This window comes from Lacinutrix sp. MEBiC02595 (genome assembly GCF_053601555.1).
This window is the reverse complement of record NZ_JBSHNU010000184.1, coordinates 196,555-213,471: the sequence shown is the minus strand read 5'-3', so window position 1 is coordinate 213,471 and position 16,917 is coordinate 196,555. Positions and strand designations below refer to the sequence as shown.

Here is a 16,917-nt window from a genome sequence, read left to right as displayed (position 1 = left end):
TCTGTTATCATAATTTTAATATATCTTTACCTTGATATTTTTTAAAAAAATTAACGCTATATATATTCTAAGGTATTAAATGAAAATCATTAAAATTAATGCGGAAAATACTGCAGACAGTATAAAGCAATTTAAAGAGCAAATTGGAGGAAATATAACTCAGAAATGGGGAGAATACACTTTGGATCTGGATAATGATTTCGCAAAAGGATACATTAGACTAATGACTTTTGATTGGGGCGTTAGTTTAATTGAATATAATCTTGTGTTTTTTGAAGATATACAAGTAATAGTCGATCCTTCTAATTTTAATCCTATCCGTTTTTCTTATTCCCTAAATGGTTCTTTTCAACATAAATTTAGTGACCAAAAAGAATATACAACTATTGAACAGTTTCACTCGTTTATTGGCACCTGTAATAGTGATGTATCGCATCATTTTAGTTTTGAGAAAGGAATACATTTAGAATTGAATAATATTAAAATTATACGCAAACAATTCTTAAACAAAAGAATTAATATTGCACACATGCTAAACAAAAAACTACATGCTATTTTTGTAGATAAAGAGCATGAAAAAAAGTTTGCTTATTACGGGCCTATTAGTCTTAAAATGGCAGATCGTGTGAAGGCCTTACAAGATATAAAAACGAAAGGCATGATTAGATTATTAAAAGCGGAAGGTGAACTATACCATCTTTTGTCCATGCATATTGAGTTTTATAACAAATATGACAATGCTAATGTTCTTGAAATTGATTTACAAAAATCGGAATTAAAAATAATAAAAAAACTTGGTAAAAAGATAGTTAAAACACCCTCTGACAGCTATTCTTTAGATGAGCTATCCAAAAAAACAGGCCTGTCGCAAGCCAAGTTACAAGAAGGCTTCAAATTTTTATTTGCAAGAACCGTAACCGAATACATTAGACACGTAAGATTAGAAAAAGCTAGAGATTTAATGAATAACACGAACCTCAACATTTCTCAAATAGTATATTCTATAGGTTTTACTAGCAGAAGTTATTTTTCTAAAATTTTTAAAAACAAATATAATATTACACCTAATGAATATAAGAAACAGCTTGTAGTTCTTATAGAAGAGGAATCTTAAAAAGAATTCATTATTCTTTACCCGATTCTTTTTCCGCATCTTTAAAATCGATATCATTATCAATTACATTTTTAAATGCTTCTACCCAGGCATTTTTAAAAATGTTAGTGATTGTTGGCCAAACTTTAGAATCTACAGTTACACTTTAAATTAGGGTATTATTTACTTCCTTTACCGGTTAATGTACTTACTAATCCGCTCTGTACATTAATCCATAAATAATTAAAAAAGGATTTTGTAGTATTACGATCCCCTGTTATTTCACCATATCTATAACCATCTTTATCTGTTTTAGAACCATCGTTTACAAATACATTACCAATCGCTGTTAAAAAGGTATTCACTTTGTTTTTATTATTTAATATTTCAAATTTAAACGCTTCGTATTTCATTTTCAAGTCTCCTTTTGCGTTCCATTTATTTCCACTAAACGTAAAATAAATCTGTTCAATTTCTCCTTCTGCTTTAGCGTTTAAATTCGTCTCAAAAAAGGCATTCCCTATTTCAGCCTGGAAATTCTCAAATGCTCCGGAAGCCAAAAAGGCGTCTTGTTTAGCATTCACGTCAAATATAATATCCAAATGCATTGGTGCTTTACCCATAAAATTAGAACGAATAGCAATTTTTGTTTTCTCCCCAGCTGCATAATTATTTGCTAGATTAGTAACGTTCGCATGCACCGCTTTAAAAAACAGTTCTCCCGCTTGAGCAGTAGCATCTACTCGCTCTGCATACGTTACATTACCACTATTAAGTTCTAAGTTATTTATCGATAAATCTATGGGTAAATCACGTAACATTTTACTATACATATTTTTGATTCGCATATCATCTGCAACTCTTTTATCTCTATAAACACTTAAATTAGGTTGTTCTATTTTTCCGGAATCTGCGGTTACGAAAAAAACGTCTTTATGAAATCCGAAGTCTAATTTACGGATTTCTAATTCCGGAATACGAAGCGTTACATGATCGCGCTCTACCTCTATTTTTGTGGACAATATTTCTTTTGAATATTTTGTTTCTAAGAAGCTATTTTTCAGTTGTAACACTTTATTTTCAAGACTCAAGTTGTCTATTCTCAAAACTTCATAAGCACTCAAATTCGTAAAAACCTGCTTTGTAGTTAATTGATAATCTTTATAATTAAATGGTATTTTCTGTTTTAAAGTTTCCGCATTTAAACGTAGATCATGTAAAGCAAAATGTATAGTGTTTATGCTAGTAACAAGATTATTGCTATTAGCATCTTTCACTTGTAAAGCGCCATTTACAATTGCAATCTTCTTAATAGTTATCGTTTTACTAAATTGGGTATTTGGCGTGGTATCTTTTTGTTGCTCTTGTTTTTCGGAATAGATATGGTATTCCAGATTTGGTTGTTTAAAAACAATAGTATCTACTGCTATGGTTTTATTAAAAAGAAACTGCCATACACTAAAACCATCGACCTTCAGCTGATTAGCATGTAATGTTGCCATTAGATTTTCATCTGTATTTAACACTTTTGCCGATAAACTATCTAGTTCTACGCTACCGCTAAATACATTTGCATATATTCCTGCATATTCTAGTTTTATATTTTTGGGTAATTTAGTATCCAATACATGGATTATTTCTCTTTTGAATTTATTTTGAAGAAAGAATATCCCTCCAATAATAACAATTAAAAATATACTTATTATTTTTTTAGACCAACGCATACGTTAAAATTAAGAATAAGAAAGTGTAGAATTAGGAGTCTAAGTACTAAAGTAGTATACGATTATAACGTAGTTACTTAAACAGAATAGTCAATAACTTAAAAAGCTATCTAAATTGTATACCCATTTAGATAGCTTTTTATTATGGCATTAGATTATCATTTAATGATCTTTTTCAATAACATAAAACCGCCCATTTTTCCAGCTATCTTTAATGCAGTGCGCACCCAATTTAAAGGGTTAAGATCTTCTTTAAATTCTTCTTTAACTAGCTTAAGTTCTTCCCAAGCTATTTGTCGCTCTAGATGCAACTTTTTCAAGTCATTATCTATGTCTTTAAATGAATTATAGGTTTTCATAGGTTTTAATTAAAAAATTTAATTGCAATTTTCTGGATTATTTTTCGATCTATATGCTTTCTTAAAACATATACTAATATGGCTAGAACCACAAAAGTCAAAGCAACAATTAAGCAACCTAGCGCTAAATTACCCAGCGCATTACCAATGGCAATTGCTCCAGAAATCGCTAAAAACAAAAGTCCTAAAAACACCAAACTACCAACCGCAAAAAGCTTAACAATTAAACTAATGGAAGACGTTAATTGTTGAAATGCTTTAAGCGTGATATAATCTTGTGAAGTTTTTAAATACTTTTTACTAAGATCTGCTGCTTTATCTGACGTGTTATTTAAAGATTCAAATACGCTCATTTATTATGACGTTTTTTGTAATTTCTTATTTTTCTCTTTTAAATCCTTCAGTTTTTTCTCTAAAGTAGAGATCACATCTTCGGCTTTATGACTAGCGTTAGAGACTATAGATTCTACTTGTTCATCTAAAGTTTCCTTTTGTGCCGCCGCCGTAGTTACTGCTCTTTCTTTTAAATCCATTGCTGTTTCTGCCAATTTATCCTTAGCAGCTTGTGCTTCGTCTGAAATACGTTGTCTGGTGTTAGAACCTTTATCTGGTGCAAATAAGATACCCAAGGTAGCTCCAATTGCGGTTCCTGCTAATATTCCTAATAATGTACTATTTGAATTGCTCATCGTTTTTCTTTTTTTTTGGTTAAACATTTATTTACTGTAAATATACAATCAAAGCGAAACAAGGCTTAACTCAATACAATCAAGTTTTGCCCCAAAAAAATAAATTGTGATAACGTTAAGACTTTTCACAAATAAGTTAATACTATAATTATCTTAACTGTAATTTAGCAATCTATTTAATGAAAACCAAACAATATGTCAGACATCATAAAATCCGTAAATCCTTTTAACCAGGAAGTTATCAAAAGCTATACTTTAAATAGTCAAGAGGAAGTATTTTCGAAAATCAATTCAGCTGAAAACATCTTTAAAGACTGGAGTACAAAAGATGTTAGTGAAAGAGCACTTTTATTAATTAGAGTCGGAAATATTTTAGAAGAACGCCTAGAAGAATTAAGCCTGTTAATTACCCAAGAAATGGGTAAACCTATTAAAGAAAGCAGAGCAGAAATTAACAAATGTGTCTTTCTCTGTGATTTTTATGCTACCAATGCGGAAGAATTTTTAGCAGACCAAATCATTGAAACAGAAGCACACGAAAGCTTTATAAGTTATGATCCTTTAGGCGTAATACTAGCAGTTATGCCATGGAATTATCCGTTTTGGCAAGTATTTCGTTTTGCTGTCCCTACATTAACGGCAGGAAATACAGCTGTTTTAAAACATGCATCTAACGTTAGTGGTTGCGCTTTAGCTATTCAAGAAATTTTTGAAGAAGCTGGATATCCAAAAGGATGTTTTCAAACCCTGATTACCGATCATAAAAATATTGAAGCCATTTTAAAAGGAGATAGTATTCGAGCTGTTTCCTTAACCGGAAGTGAGAAAGCAGGAAAAACAATTGCAAAAATTGCAGGTGAAAATTTAAAAAAGGCAGTATTAGAATTAGGCGGAAACAATGCATGTATTGTATTAGATGATGCAAACCTGGATAAGTATATCGATACGATGGTAAAAGCGCGAATGCAAAATACAGGACAAAGTTGTATTGCTGCGAAACGATTTATAGTGACTGAAAATATTTACGATACGTTTCTGGAGCAATTCACAAATAAAGTAAAAGCATTAAAGTATGGAGATCCATTAAACGAAGACACAGAAATCACAACACTTGCCAGAGAAGACCTTGCAATAGATTTACAAAAACAAGTGGAAGACGCGATTAAAAAAGGCGCTCAAGTGATTACTGGAAATAAAAGAGACAAAGCATATTTTGAACCTACCATTCTAACCAATGTAAATAAAAACATGGCTGTCTTTAAAGAGGAAACTTTTGGACCTGTAGCACCAATATTTAAAGTAAAAGATTTAGAAGAAGCATTAGCATTGGCAACCGATTCTAGATTTGGTTTAGGAACGATGTTATTTACAGAAGATATAGAAACAGCAACCAAAGCTATTTCTAAAATACCAGATGGTGCTTTCTTTATTAATGAAATGGTAAAATCGGATCCTAGATTACCTTTTGGAGGCACAAAAGCTTCCGGTTATGGTAGAGAATTATCTAATGAAGGTATTCACGAATTTGTGAATATTAAAACCGTTTATATCCAAAAATAATAATCAGAATACAAAAAAGCCCAACATACGTTGGGCTTTAAAATTAAGAAGTAAGATTCGTTATTCACTTATCTTTAATTCCAACGGATTTTATGGATTCATAAGTTTTTCTGTTTTTAATTTTCGAATATAATTCCATAATTCTTCCGATTCTATATTAACTCCTGAAGCAGTTACAACAATTCTATCTTTTACTTTGTACCACAACTGTGTGGTTTTATCGCTTTCCTTATATTGGGAGATATAAGGTTTTATATCCTTTGCCTCTTTACCTTTATTTTCCATTGCATAGGCAAAATTGATCATTTCCATATCCTTCGGACTTTTAGCACAATCCATGACATAGACCTCTATTTCTTTTTTTTGCGTTTCGTTAGCATAGATTAGATGCATATTATTTTTATTTTTTTGTCCTTTTGGCGGATTACCATATTCTTTGGTAGTCACGGACAAATCCCCTAGTTTATTAGGCACCCATTCTTCAAACTGCTTTTTCGGAATAGGAATTAAGTCATCTAATCTTTTGGCTGTTTGTATTTTATCATCATCTGCTATTTGCCTTAACCTCCATTTTACATTTTTAGATGCTGGAGAACTTATGGAAAACTCCATTATTTGTAACCGAACGGCATTGACATCGCTTTCATCATAATCTGAATCGTATGTAATATTTTCTTCTATAAAGTTCCATCCTTTTTCTAAAGCAATATTTAAACGAATAGAAGCATAAATATCCCCAGATCTAGAATTAGCCTTACTACACTCCTCGTTTACGGTTATTGCTCGATCTGTATACAACCAAAAATATTTATTTTCACCAACAAGACTATCGCCAACGGATTCTAATATAGCAACGTTTATTCCATATTTTTTTACGAATAATTTATATTTGCGAGAGTACACCTCATCATAAGGAGTTTTAGCAAAGACATCCAAATCTTTACAATTACTATCTATAGAAAACCATTTCGGAAGTTTATATGGTTCTAACCGAATACTATCATAAAGCGCTTTAATATCAAATTCTGGTGCATCGAAATGCACCGTACCATCCGTAGCAATTTTTCCTAATACAATTTCTTTACCACCTTCTTGTGGGGAAACGATTTCTAATGCTTCCTTTGAATAATCAAGTTCTCCATAAAGGTTCTTTTCTATTTTTGGTAAAGCAGTATCCGATTGTCGTGCATTACACGATGGTAGCAGTGTAAACACAAATAAAAAAAGGATATAAGTTATAGTTTTCATTTTTTCGCTTTTTAGTTTTAAAATTTCTTTTCAATACATTCTGTCGTTTATTTTAAAGCGAATTATTTCCGTCCAATAAATAATGGTTCGGAAACAATTCGCAAAAAACGTACAGATTAAAGTCTTATTGTTAGTCTACACAAATCTCACTACCAACATTATCATAACTTAAGTTACTAGTAGTTAAAACTATTCCATCATTAGTAAAGGTTTGTATACTACAATTGGTAATATCTTTAAATAACACATCATGCACATTCAAAACAGAATACGCCCAAAGATAAATAGCTCCAGTTTGATTGGAGTTACTTGCATTTTCAATAGTTGCAAAACCAATTTCGTTTAATGTGGAAGGAGAATCAAAGTAAATACCTCTCCAAGAACTTAATGTATTATCTATAGAAGTAAAAACAATAGGATCTGCTGCTGTACCAACCGCAATTAAACTAGGCTTATTTCCACCAGCTCCTTCCGTAATAGCCAAATCTGTATCTTGACCAAATTTCATGACAACACCAGGCATTATTGTTAATTTTCCACCAGAATTAGTTACATCCATTCCTTCCGGAAAATGATATGGCACGTTAAGTTTAGTCCAAATATGATGACTTTCGTTTGCTATATAATCTCTATTCGCAATAATAGCATCTGTATCATTACCTATATAATTCCCTCCAGAAATTGTTGTAATATATGTCCCTAAAATATACATTGGCGCCTTACAAGAAGTAATTGTATTATTTTCTAACACTAACTCGTTATTACCAGTATCTGCATGAAGCCCATAGGTTTGACTATTTGAAATGGTTGTGTTATTCATCTCTAAGTGCGTATCCGACCATAATACTAAAGCACCATAATCTCCAACTGCTCCTGCATATTCAATAATACTATGCTCTATTTTATTTTTCACATCACCACTAACAATATAAAGACCTCGCCATGAGCCTGCAATTTTATCCTCTCCTGTAAAAACAACTTGATCTTGTGCAGTTCCTAATGCTTGAATAGAACCGGAACTATAAACCCTTATGGTGGCGTCTGTACCAAATTGAATAGTAACTCCTGGCTCTATAACCAAATCTCCATATACCACATACGTACAGTTAACAATATAATCTACGCCACTATTTCTATTTACTAGAGTACGTGTTTCTCCATCTGCTATTCCTGTAGAACAGTCTACTAATTCTAAGGCCTCCAATTCTGGCGTATCAGGTTCATTACTATCATCATCACTAGAGCAACTACTAAATAGTGCCGTTATTAATAATAAAACGAGTACGGTTCTAGGTAATTGATTTTTCAAAGTTTTCATTTTTAAATGTTTTTTTAATTAATACTATCCTTTTGTGTAAGAAATTTCAAGAAGTAAACATCTATTAATAAAAAAATATTCTTTACTTAGATGTTTACTTTTAAAGCGATTAGATACTAAATGACAGAAAGCAAAATATTAATAGCACTTAAAAAAGATGATAAGTCCGTTTTAAAATCGGTTTATTTAGAACATAAGTCTGCTTTTCTTGGTTTTGCAAAAACATATAAAATAGATAGTGAAGATGCATTAGATATATATCAGGATGCCATTATCGCACTTCGTGAAAACGCTTTGAAAGGCCAAATAGATGATTTAAAAAGTGAAGTTAAAACCTATCTTTTCAGTATTGGAAAATACATGATTTACAAACGATTAAAAGAAAAGAATAAAATGCATTTGGTAGATTCTATTAAAGAAACCAATAATTTTGAAACATTAGAAACAGATATTGATTACAATTTTAGTAGTAGACAAAGGCAATTACAAATAGCATTTAATAATTTAGGTGCGCAATGTAAAACCTTATTAAACCTATTTTACAAGAGAGGTTTTACTTTAGATGAAATTGTAATAGAATTAAATTACAGCAACAAAGATGTGGCTAAAAGTCAGAAATCGAGATGCTTAAAATCCCTAAAGAAGTTAATTAACGGTTAAAATGAATACATCAGATTATATAAATAAATATTTTGAAGGAACACTCTCTGAGGAAGAGAAGAAAGCTCTCCATGCTTTATTAGCAAAAGATAAAGATCTTAACGCAGAATTTGAATTTCAAAAAGAATTGAAAGATACTTTAGTTTTAAATGATCGTGAAGAAATAAAAAAAGAAATTCAGGATTGGGATAAAACTCCAGAAAAACAGCTTTTTAAATCATGGCAAATTGTAGCTAGTTTAATCCTGCTAATTGGTGCTTCTTGGCTACTATTTTTTAGTTCGCCATCTAGTAATCAAAACGAAAAGCTGTATGCTTCCAACTTTGAACCGTATAGAAATATTGTGCAACCTATAGTTAGAGGGGAACATAAAGAAGATTTGCAATCTAAAGCGTTTGCTGCTTATGAGACTAAAGATTATGAAAATGCAAATCTATATTTTGATCAAATTTTAAATAAAGAACCAAACCAGACCATTTCATTTTACAAAGCAAATACACTGTTACAATTAGATAAGACAAAGGAAGCAATAGCTATATTAGAAACGAATGTTAAAAAATCAGATACGCTACAAGATCGAAATTTATGGTACTTAGCGTTGGCTTATTTAAAGAATGATAATACAGAAGCATCTAAAAAAACGCTAAAGCAATTAGTATTGCAATCTCAATTTAAAGCGAAGGAAGCTACTCTTTTAATCAAAAACCTGGAGTAATCGCTTTCTTAAAAGAATTAGAAAACCTGGAATTATAATGAAAAGCAACCACCAATAACTAGTTCCCATTTCAATAGGCGAAATATCTCCCGAGAGCACAAAGCCTGCCCAATAAAAAGGATGTTTTAAAAAGCCATCTTCAACGGTATTTAAATAATCTAATTTTGCATTTTGCAATGCTTTGTTTTTAGGCACTCCTGTTTTTAAATACCTGTAAAAGGATTCCATTATTTGCGATGTTTCTTTATCTGGAACTTTCCACAAACTAGTAACCGTACTTGGCACTCCTGCATACGTAAACGCTTTAGAGACATTAGTCAACCCTTCTCCCTTTTTTAAATGCCCTATTCCCGTATCACATGCACTTAAAACAGCAAGATCTGCATTTAGGGATACGTTATAGAGTTCTGAAATAAACAGCTTTTGTTGTTCTGAATTACCAAAACTTAAATTAGAAAATTCTGAGTTTGTATTATCTATAGAAGAATGCATCGCCAAATGAAGTATACTATACTTATTTGCTGTGGTCAAAAAGGTTTCTTTACTAGCTTCTTCTCCTAAATAAACATCCGAATTTAATAATTTACTAATCTGCGATGCTTCATAAGCTGCACCAATTAATTCGCCCTTTCCAACTCTATTATCAGTATTTAGATCATTTTTTTTATAAGTGGGCGCATAAATACCTAGTTTATTATTCTTTGATTTTTCTACTTTAATTTGTTCATTAAAAAGAAGAAGTGAACTTGCGTAACTCACGCTGTGGTTTTCTATGAGATATTCTCCATGAGCATCTAATAAAATTTCCATAGGAAAATAGTAAAGTAAATCATCTAAGACAAAAATTAAATCTTCAGAATTCCCATTTTCTAAAACGGAACTTGGCAGCAATAAGGTATATAACTGATGCAGGTTTTCTGTGTAATCGCCAGTTTTAATATCTTTTATAGCAGGAATAGACTTTTCAAGCAACGCACTAAGCACTACTTTATCGGCAATTCTTGTAAGTTTGGTTTTCCATTTAGAAATGGTAAAAGCATACACCGCATTTTGTGTAAAACAATATTTAATAATCCGTTGCTCCGGTTTTAGTTTTTCTTTTAGTGCTTTTAAATCGAAATTCTGAAGGGTTTGATTAAAATAGGATTTATAATTTTCTTGGAACCAGACATCCAAGCTATCGATACTCATTTCTAAATCAAAGATTTTCTCTTTAATTATTTTCCGATTTTTATCTGATGTATTATTTAAAAAAAGTTGTTTTTTATAAAAATGAAATTCGTTTTTTAAATCGCTTTCTATATCTAAAATAGAATCCGGAATATTTATAAATTTTCTTTGGTTACTTTTTAAAAATTTTCGCCAGTTCATTTTGGAGTTCGATTCTTCAATTTGCTCTAGAATACGATTCGGAATAGATTCATTTCCCAAAAGAATGGAAGTATTTAAAACCTGTTCATTAATCTGAACAACGATATCATAAGTAGTATCATTAAACTCCGAAAACAAATAATTATGAGAAAAAGCATTGGAAGCTAATTTGCTTAAATTATGCGCTATGTCTAAATAATCTTTCCTTTTTGTTCTTGTAAAAGCATCACTATAATCTTTGCTTGCTATTAAAAGTAAGTTTATAAAATCCTTACCGCTGTATGGCTTACAATCTTGATAAAGAACGTCTTTAATAGAAACCGGTTTAGTAGTATTGTTATACAAATCTTGAAAAGCCAACGTGTAATAGGTATGCATTTCATCTATATTATCCTGTAAAAAAACAAGATGTGCTTTTTCGCCTCTTAAATGCATTAAGTCGTAAGATTCCTTTTTTTCTATGGCTTTATCTAACCAACTATCCAATTTTAATGTAGCAGTTGCATAAGCTTTTTGTTCTAGATATAAATGGATAAGATGTAACTTGTCGTTTAAATCAAATAGAGGTAGCTTCAGAATTTCTTCATAAATAGTTATGGCCTCTTTCGGATTTTTAAGTGTTAAAAGATTCGCTCTAAACCGTAGCTCACTTCGCTTGCCTATATTAATAAAATTTTTATAATACGAAAGGTTTCTCGGGTTATTCCGTGTATCATTCTCGTCATAATTAGTAAAGAAATGGGAAATCTTATCATTATAGGATATCGCCTTTAAGGTGTCTTTTTTATGCAAGTACAGATTTGCATAATGACTCCATAAATTAACTTGGGTTCTTCCTCTATATGCTTCATTAGACCAATGGTTGAGATTGCCTTTGTGCTTTTCAATAAGGTTTTCGGCCTTAATAATATATTCTTCCGCTTTAGCGTAATCTCCATGTTGTATATACCAAGTATTTAAAGATCCGTAAGCAATATTTAAATAACTTTTATCTTTATGCGTCACGTTTTCCCAAATACGAACCACATCTAAATACGTATCTAATTCTTTTTTATAATAGCCAATAAAACCATAGGTAAGTGCTAGATGATGTTTTTGAATAGCTACATCTACCGTATATTCTCTGTTATTTGAAATATTGAGATTAATGGCTTTTTTTTCTTGATGTATCACTTTGGAATAATCTCCAAACTTACCAAGAACTAAACCTATATTAAATTCAGCCTCTGCAACTAGACGATGATTATACACCAAAGTGTCTTTAAAAATAGTTTTGGTTGCCTTTGCTATTTCTAATGCTTTTTCGGCATTTTTATTAAAATAATATTGCTCGTATAAATATTTGGAAACATGTCCCTTAAAAAAAAGATCGTTTATAGCATACTTATTATAGATGTATAAAGCTTTTTTGGAAGCAACTATAGCTTCCTCAAACTTTAAATTATATTGAAAATAAATGGCGTTACAAGCTTCTTTTTTAAATAGAGCTCTTTTATAGTGAATACTGGAAGTGTCCTTGTACTTGGAAATAATTTGATATCTTAAGTCCTGCAAGACATTATAATCATTAGTATGGTATGATTCTGTTTTGTTGAAATATATAGAATCTGCTATTTTCTCTAGGTCTATTTTAGTGTACGCTGAAGTTTGAGCAAAACTAGTATTACAGCATAAGCAACCCAAAATTAGAACAATAGCTTTTAATTTCATATGCCTAAAGTTAATTTTTTTTAGGACATAGCGATTAAATATAAACGTGTAGAAATAAAAAAAGCTCCAGCATATGCTGAAGCTTTAGTAGTCGGGGTGGCAGGATTCGAACCTGCGGCCTCCACGTCCCAAACGTGGCGCGATAACCGGGCTACGCTACACCCCGAAAATGTTTTATCATTTAAGGATTGCAAATATATACCTTTTCTTGAAAAACAAACTATAAAAAGATGTAAATTGTAAATACTTTTTATATTTTTAATTATGAAGCATCCTTTTCTCCTTTTATTAACGTTAATTTCACTTAGTTTTAATTCTTGCGCACAAGATAAAAACCCAATAAACACGGCACATACTTACGAAGTAATTGTTCCGGAATTACAAAATCCCTGGGGATTTGTTTTTATTCCGGATGGTTCTATTTTAATCAACGAGAAATCTGGGAAAATGATTCTTTTTAAAGAAAACAAGAAAATAGTCATTTCTAATCTGCCCGAAATAGTGCTTCTTGGGCAAGGTGGCTTAATGGATATAGAGCTACATCCTAATTACAAAGAAAACGGATGGTTATATATTTCTTACGCATCGTCTAATGATGAAAATGAAGGTGCACATACCTCCATTATGAGAGCAAAACTAGAAGGAAACAAACTTGTAAATAAAGAAGTACTTTATAAAGCCTTACCAAACACAACTGCTGGGGAACACTTTGGTTCTAGAATAGAATTTGACAATGACAACTACTTATATTTCTCGATTGGAGAACGTGGCAAAAGAGATATTAATCCGCAAGACATTACTCGCGATGGCGGAAAAGTATATCGTTTAATGGATGATGGCTCTATTCCTACAGACAATCCTTTTGTAGATATTCCAAATGCAAAAAAAGCGATTTACTCTTACGGACATAGAAATCCGCAAGGTATGGCTAAACATCCTATTACGGGAGAAATTTGGACGCATGAACATGGTCCGCGTGGTGGCGATGAGATTAATATTATTAAAGCTGGGAAAAATTACGGTTGGCCAAAAATCACCTATGGAATTAATTACCATGGCACAAAAATCACAGATAAAACCAGTTTACCAGGAATGGAACAACCACTTCACTATTGGGATCCTTCCATAGCACCAAGCGGCATGACATTTATAACAAGTGACATCTACCCAAACTGGAAAGGAAACCTTTTGGTTGGTTCTTTAAAATTTCAGTATTTAGACCGATGTGTACTTAAAAATAACAAGGTTGTTTTTGAAGAAAAATTACTAGATGGTATTGGCAGATTACGTAGTGTTCGTCAAGGCCCAGACGGTTATATTTATGCAGGAATAGAAAATGTTGGAATAGTTAAAATAATTCCGAAGAAATAATCTTAAATTTGCCTATCAAATCAAAATAAATATTCATGCTTATTATAGGAATTGCTGGTGGAACTGGTTGTGGTAAAACAACCGTTGTAGACCAAATACTTAACGAATTACCAGAAGGAGAAGTTGGTGTAATCTCACAAGATCATTATTATAAAGACACATCTCACCTTTCGTTAAACGAAAGAACAAAAATTAATTTCGACCATCCTAGAAGTATCGATTTTGATTTAATAGCAGAACATTTAAAAGAATTAAAAAACGGAAATCCAATAGATCAACCTGTTTATTCTTTTGTAAAGCATAACAGAACTGGGGACACTATTCATACCATGCCAAGAAAAGTAATGATTGTAGAAGGTATTTTAATACTTACCAATCGGGAATTACGGGATATGTTTGATATTAAAATATTTGTACATGCAGATAGCGATGAGCGTTTAATACGCAGACTAAAACGGGATATTGCAGAACGCGGCAGAAATATAGACGAAGTGCTAACGCGTTATCAAAATACATTAAAACCAATGCATCAACAATTTATTGAACCAATGAAAGAGTATGCAGATATTATTATACCAAACAATAAATACAATACCGTTGCTGTAGATATAGTTAGAACTATTATAAACGAAAGAATAAGTTAATGCTAAAGTATTTTAAAAACATATTCCTTATTATTTTTTCCATATTCGCTATTTGGATGCTGTTTTTTGATGCCAATTCCTTACTCATTCACAACGAATTAAATAATGACCTTAACGACCTAGAAGACGAAAAAGAGTTCTATATTAAGGAAATTGAAAAAGACAATAAAGGACTTAAAAAGCTAAGTACTGACGAAGGACTAGAAAAATTTGCACGCGAAGAATATTATATGAAGCGTGATAACGAAGAGATTTATATTATTGAATACGAAGACAGCTTAAAAACAGAGAAGGATGACTAAAAAATTATTTAATGATTTTGACAAAGTTTCTTCAAAAGAATGGAAACAAAAAATACAAGTAGACCTAAAAGGAGCAGATTATAATGATACCTTAATTTGGAAAACCAATGAAGGTATTGATGTAAAACCATTTTATCATGCCGATGAATTTAAAGCGCCTTTTAAGAGTATTACCGGCCCAAAAGATTGGTCTATTGGCCAATCTATTTTTGTTTATGATATAGCATTAAGTAACAAAAAAGCTATTGATATTTTAGAACGTGGTGCAGAAAGTATTCTGTTTATCATTCCTAATAAAGAGGTTTCTATAAACGATTTACTCCAAAATATAAATTTAGAAACCACCTTATATTTTGAATTACAATTTTTAGATTCCGAATTCGTAAAAGAACTCAACAACTATCTCCTACAACGCAGTCCAAAGAACGCTAACAAAGGCAACTTTCACATTTACAACGACATTATTGGGAACCTTGCCAAAACCGGAAATTGGTTTACAAACTTAAAAGATGACCATCAACATTTTGAAGCTATTGTAAAAAACACCAACTCCTTCTCTATAGATGTTTCTTTATACCAAAATGCTGGAGCAACTATGGTGCAGCAATTGGGATATGCCATGGCACAAACCAATGAATATTTAAATGTTATTGCAAGTACCACAAAGCAACCGCTTCAAATCACTTACCATGTTTCTGTTAGCACAAACTACTTTTTCGAAATCGCCAAACTACGTGCTTTACGCTTATTATGTAACAGCTTAGTTAAAGAATATAACCTAGAAGCCGTTTGTCATATTGTTGCAACCCCTACAAAACGCAACAAAACGATTTACGATTATAACACAAACATGCTTCGTACCACTACCGAATGTATGAGTGCTATTCTTGGTGAAGCAAATACTATTTGTAACTTAGCCTATGATGCTATTTACCATAAAGACAATGAATTTGGCGAACGTATTGCACGAAACCAACTATTAGTTTTAAAAAGGGAAAGCTATTTTGACGTGGTAGAAAATGCTTCCGAAGGTTCTTATTATATTGAAAGCTTAACGAATCAACTAGCAGAAAAGGCTTTAGAATTATTGAAAGATATTGAAGCAAAAGGTGGTTTTTTAAGCCAATTAAAAGAAGGCACTATTCAAAGAAAAATAAAAGAAAGTGCTACCAAAGAACAAGAACAGTTTGATGCTGGAGAAATCGTTTTATTAGGAACCAATAAACATCCTAATAAAAACGATACCATGAAAGACGAATTAGAACTCTTTCCTTTTGTAAAAACAAATATTAGAAAAACCTTAATACAGCCCATTATTGAAAGACGTTTGGCTGAGAAAATAGAACAAGAAAGATTAAAAACCGAAAAATAAATTTATTAAATCATGAAACATCCTTAACGCATACTTTATGCTATAATGAAATGACTAAAAGGATGTCACATGTGACCAATTAAAAATATTAAATATAAACACATGAGAAACAGTAGTATTAAACTTTTAATAGTAATCTTAATTTTTAACTTTTCAAGCTGCAAAAAAGAAAGCTCTTCTTTTTCAGATTATCAGTTTGCAGAAGAAACGCCAGTAATAAATTGCGAGAACACAGATAACAAATTATTAAATGAAGCTTTATATTCTTTTGAAAAAGATATGACTCCTTTTTACGATCTATTAAAACAAAACAAAACTCTTGCTTACAATACTTTCACAAAACGAGCTACAAACAAAAAGATAGACCCTACTCTTTTTGCTTCTAAACATTCGGTAGCAATAGCTAACGCATTAAAAGAAGCTGGTTTTATAAGTGAAAAAGGAGTAAATTATAAAAACTCTTTAATGCACTGTATTGGAGAAAACATGAAAAAAGAGGATATAAAAACTACGTTTAATGCTTTATTAACAACCAATAGTTTGTCCAAAAAATTATTTAATCCAGCTTTACAGTCTAAAACACATAAAGTACATGTTGATAAATATTTATCTATTTATGTTGCCTTAGAGTATTTTTATGTCGAAATATTAAAAGCAGATTTCACAAATGTAGATTTTAACAGACTTAAAGCTACTAAAAGAGACACAGCGAAACCTAATATCATACAAAACTCAAATAATTCTAAAGTAGATTTTAATAAGCGTCCAGCAAAGCAGTAAA

Annotated in this window: 16 protein-coding genes and 1 tRNA gene; 9 read left to right on the top strand and 8 right to left on the bottom strand. The window is 31.3% G+C overall.

Features of this window, described 5'->3' with window-relative positions:
- Nucleotides 1–79 precede the first annotated feature (79 nt).
- Nucleotides 80–1,114: a helix-turn-helix domain-containing protein gene (locus tag ACVCZW_RS05585; protein ID WP_452228793.1), complete on the top strand. Its 1,035-nt coding sequence runs from the start codon at nt 80–82 to the stop codon at nt 1,112–1,114.
- 158 nt (nt 1,115–1,272) lie between these two features.
- Here the strand turns inward: ACVCZW_RS05585 and ACVCZW_RS05580 are convergent, their stop codons facing one another.
- The 4 genes from ACVCZW_RS05580 to ACVCZW_RS05565 form a co-directional block, all read right to left on the bottom strand.
- On the bottom strand, nt 1,273–2,817 hold the full coding sequence (locus ACVCZW_RS05580) for a hypothetical protein (protein ID WP_452231867.1): 1,545 nt from the start codon (nt 2,815–2,817) through the stop codon (nt 1,273–1,275).
- Nucleotides 2,818–2,975: 158 nt separating this feature from the next.
- Nucleotides 2,976–3,176, bottom strand: a complete 201-nt coding sequence (locus ACVCZW_RS05575) for a DUF6327 family protein (protein WP_452231866.1) — start codon at nt 3,174–3,176, stop codon at nt 2,976–2,978.
- A gap of 5 nt (nt 3,177–3,181) precedes the next feature.
- Complete coding sequence (locus ACVCZW_RS05570; protein WP_452228796.1) at nt 3,182–3,529, bottom strand: hypothetical protein; 348 nt, start codon at nt 3,527–3,529, stop codon at nt 3,182–3,184.
- A 3-nt stretch (nt 3,530–3,532) separates the two neighbouring features.
- Complete coding sequence (locus ACVCZW_RS05565) at nt 3,533–3,865, bottom strand: YtxH domain-containing protein (protein ID WP_452228797.1); 333 nt, start codon at nt 3,863–3,865, stop codon at nt 3,533–3,535.
- 195 nt (nt 3,866–4,060) lie between these two features.
- Between ACVCZW_RS05565 and ACVCZW_RS05560 the strand changes: the two genes are divergently transcribed.
- Nucleotides 4,061–5,425 (top strand): NAD-dependent succinate-semialdehyde dehydrogenase, encoded by a 1,365-nt coding sequence (locus ACVCZW_RS05560; RefSeq protein WP_452231865.1) that lies wholly within the window; start codon nt 4,061–4,063, stop codon nt 5,423–5,425.
- A gap of 90 nt (nt 5,426–5,515) precedes the next feature.
- Here ACVCZW_RS05560 and ACVCZW_RS05555 read toward each other — a convergent pair whose 3' ends face one another.
- Nucleotides 5,516–6,673, bottom strand: coding sequence for a hypothetical protein (locus ACVCZW_RS05555; protein WP_452231864.1), 1,158 nt, complete (start codon nt 6,671–6,673; stop codon nt 5,516–5,518).
- Between the two features lie 130 nt (nt 6,674–6,803).
- Entirely contained in the window at nt 6,804–7,991 is a 1,188-nt protein-coding gene (locus tag ACVCZW_RS05550) for a hypothetical protein (protein WP_452231863.1), read from the bottom strand.
- 120 nt (nt 7,992–8,111) lie between these two features.
- Here ACVCZW_RS05550 and ACVCZW_RS05545 point away from each other — a divergent pair, with 120 nt between their 5' ends.
- Together ACVCZW_RS05545 and ACVCZW_RS05540 are read left to right on the top strand one after the other, a co-directional pair.
- Nucleotides 8,112–8,651 (top strand): RNA polymerase sigma factor, encoded by a 540-nt coding sequence (locus tag ACVCZW_RS05545; RefSeq protein WP_452228801.1) that lies wholly within the window; start codon nt 8,112–8,114, stop codon nt 8,649–8,651.
- A 1-nt stretch (nt 8,652) separates the two neighbouring features.
- The gene (locus ACVCZW_RS05540; RefSeq protein WP_452228802.1) at nt 8,653–9,366 is read left to right on the top strand and encodes a tetratricopeptide repeat protein; all 714 of its coding nucleotides are present in this window, start codon (nt 8,653–8,655) and stop codon (nt 9,364–9,366) included.
- Here ACVCZW_RS05540 and ACVCZW_RS05535 read toward each other — a convergent pair.
- Together ACVCZW_RS05535 and ACVCZW_RS05530 are read right to left on the bottom strand one after the other, a co-directional pair.
- On the bottom strand, nt 9,346–12,447 hold the full coding sequence (locus ACVCZW_RS05535) for a CHAT domain-containing protein (RefSeq protein ID WP_452231862.1): 3,102 nt from the start codon (nt 12,445–12,447) through the stop codon (nt 9,346–9,348). The genes ACVCZW_RS05540 and ACVCZW_RS05535 overlap by 21 nt on opposite strands.
- 91 nt (nt 12,448–12,538) lie before the next feature.
- Nucleotides 12,539–12,613 (bottom strand) — tRNA-Pro (locus tag ACVCZW_RS05530).
- A 98-nt stretch (nt 12,614–12,711) separates the two neighbouring features.
- Between ACVCZW_RS05530 and ACVCZW_RS05525 the strand changes: the two genes are divergently transcribed.
- The 5 genes from ACVCZW_RS05525 (at nt 12,712) to ACVCZW_RS05505 (ending at nt 16,916) form a co-directional block, all read left to right on the top strand.
- Nucleotides 12,712–13,818, top strand: coding sequence for a PQQ-dependent sugar dehydrogenase (locus ACVCZW_RS05525; RefSeq protein WP_452231861.1), 1,107 nt, complete (start codon nt 12,712–12,714; stop codon nt 13,816–13,818).
- Nucleotides 13,819–13,853: 35 nt separating this feature from the next.
- Nucleotides 13,854–14,462 (top strand): uridine kinase, encoded by a 609-nt coding sequence (udk, locus tag ACVCZW_RS05520; RefSeq protein WP_452228805.1) that lies wholly within the window; start codon nt 13,854–13,856, stop codon nt 14,460–14,462.
- On the top strand, nt 14,462–14,764 hold the full coding sequence (locus ACVCZW_RS05515; protein WP_452228806.1) for an FtsB family cell division protein: 303 nt from the start codon (nt 14,462–14,464) through the stop codon (nt 14,762–14,764). The genes udk and ACVCZW_RS05515 overlap by 1 nt, the downstream gene beginning before the upstream one ends.
- Nucleotides 14,757–16,136: a methylmalonyl-CoA mutase subunit beta gene (locus tag ACVCZW_RS05510; RefSeq protein ID WP_452231860.1), complete on the top strand. Its 1,380-nt coding sequence runs from the start codon at nt 14,757–14,759 to the stop codon at nt 16,134–16,136. Before ACVCZW_RS05515 ends, ACVCZW_RS05510 begins: the two co-directional genes overlap by 8 nt.
- Before the next feature lie 102 nt (nt 16,137–16,238).
- Complete coding sequence (locus ACVCZW_RS05505) at nt 16,239–16,916, top strand: hypothetical protein (RefSeq protein ID WP_452228808.1); 678 nt, start codon at nt 16,239–16,241, stop codon at nt 16,914–16,916.
- Nucleotide 16,917: the final 1 nt, after the last annotated feature.

Excerpts from the sequence above, each read along its gene's own strand:
- ACVCZW_RS05570 (WP_452228796.1), bottom strand. The coding sequence starts at position 3,529 with ATGAGCGTATTTGAATCTTTAAATAACACGTCAGATAAAGCAGCAGAT.
- ACVCZW_RS05525 (WP_452231861.1), top strand. The coding sequence starts at position 12,712 with ATGAAGCATCCTTTTCTCCTTTTATTAACGTTAATTTCACTTAGTTTT.
- ACVCZW_RS05515 (WP_452228806.1), top strand. The coding sequence starts at position 14,462 with ATGCTAAAGTATTTTAAAAACATATTCCTTATTATTTTTTCCATATTC.
- ACVCZW_RS05550 (WP_452231863.1), bottom strand. The coding sequence starts at position 7,991 with ATGAAAACTTTGAAAAATCAATTACCTAGAACCGTACTCGTTTTATTA.
- ACVCZW_RS05585 (WP_452228793.1), top strand. The coding sequence starts at position 80 with ATGAAAATCATTAAAATTAATGCGGAAAATACTGCAGACAGTATAAAG.
- ACVCZW_RS05560 (WP_452231865.1), top strand. The coding sequence starts at position 4,061 with ATGTCAGACATCATAAAATCCGTAAATCCTTTTAACCAGGAAGTTATC.
- ACVCZW_RS05580 (WP_452231867.1), bottom strand. The coding sequence starts at position 2,817 with ATGCGTTGGTCTAAAAAAATAATAAGTATATTTTTAATTGTTATTATT.
- ACVCZW_RS05540 (WP_452228802.1), top strand. The coding sequence starts at position 8,653 with ATGAATACATCAGATTATATAAATAAATATTTTGAAGGAACACTCTCT.
- ACVCZW_RS05535 (WP_452231862.1), bottom strand. The coding sequence starts at position 12,447 with ATGAAATTAAAAGCTATTGTTCTAATTTTGGGTTGCTTATGCTGTAAT.
- ACVCZW_RS05505 (WP_452228808.1), top strand. The coding sequence starts at position 16,239 with ATGAGAAACAGTAGTATTAAACTTTTAATAGTAATCTTAATTTTTAAC.
- ACVCZW_RS05555 (WP_452231864.1), bottom strand. The coding sequence starts at position 6,673 with ATGAAAACTATAACTTATATCCTTTTTTTATTTGTGTTTACACTGCTA.
- ACVCZW_RS05575 (WP_452231866.1), bottom strand. The coding sequence starts at position 3,176 with ATGAAAACCTATAATTCATTTAAAGACATAGATAATGACTTGAAAAAG.
- ACVCZW_RS05565 (WP_452228797.1), bottom strand. The coding sequence starts at position 3,865 with ATGAGCAATTCAAATAGTACATTATTAGGAATATTAGCAGGAACCGCA.
- ACVCZW_RS05545 (WP_452228801.1), top strand. The coding sequence starts at position 8,112 with ATGACAGAAAGCAAAATATTAATAGCACTTAAAAAAGATGATAAGTCC.
- ACVCZW_RS05510 (WP_452231860.1), top strand. The coding sequence starts at position 14,757 with ATGACTAAAAAATTATTTAATGATTTTGACAAAGTTTCTTCAAAAGAA.
- udk (WP_452228805.1), top strand. The coding sequence starts at position 13,854 with ATGCTTATTATAGGAATTGCTGGTGGAACTGGTTGTGGTAAAACAACC.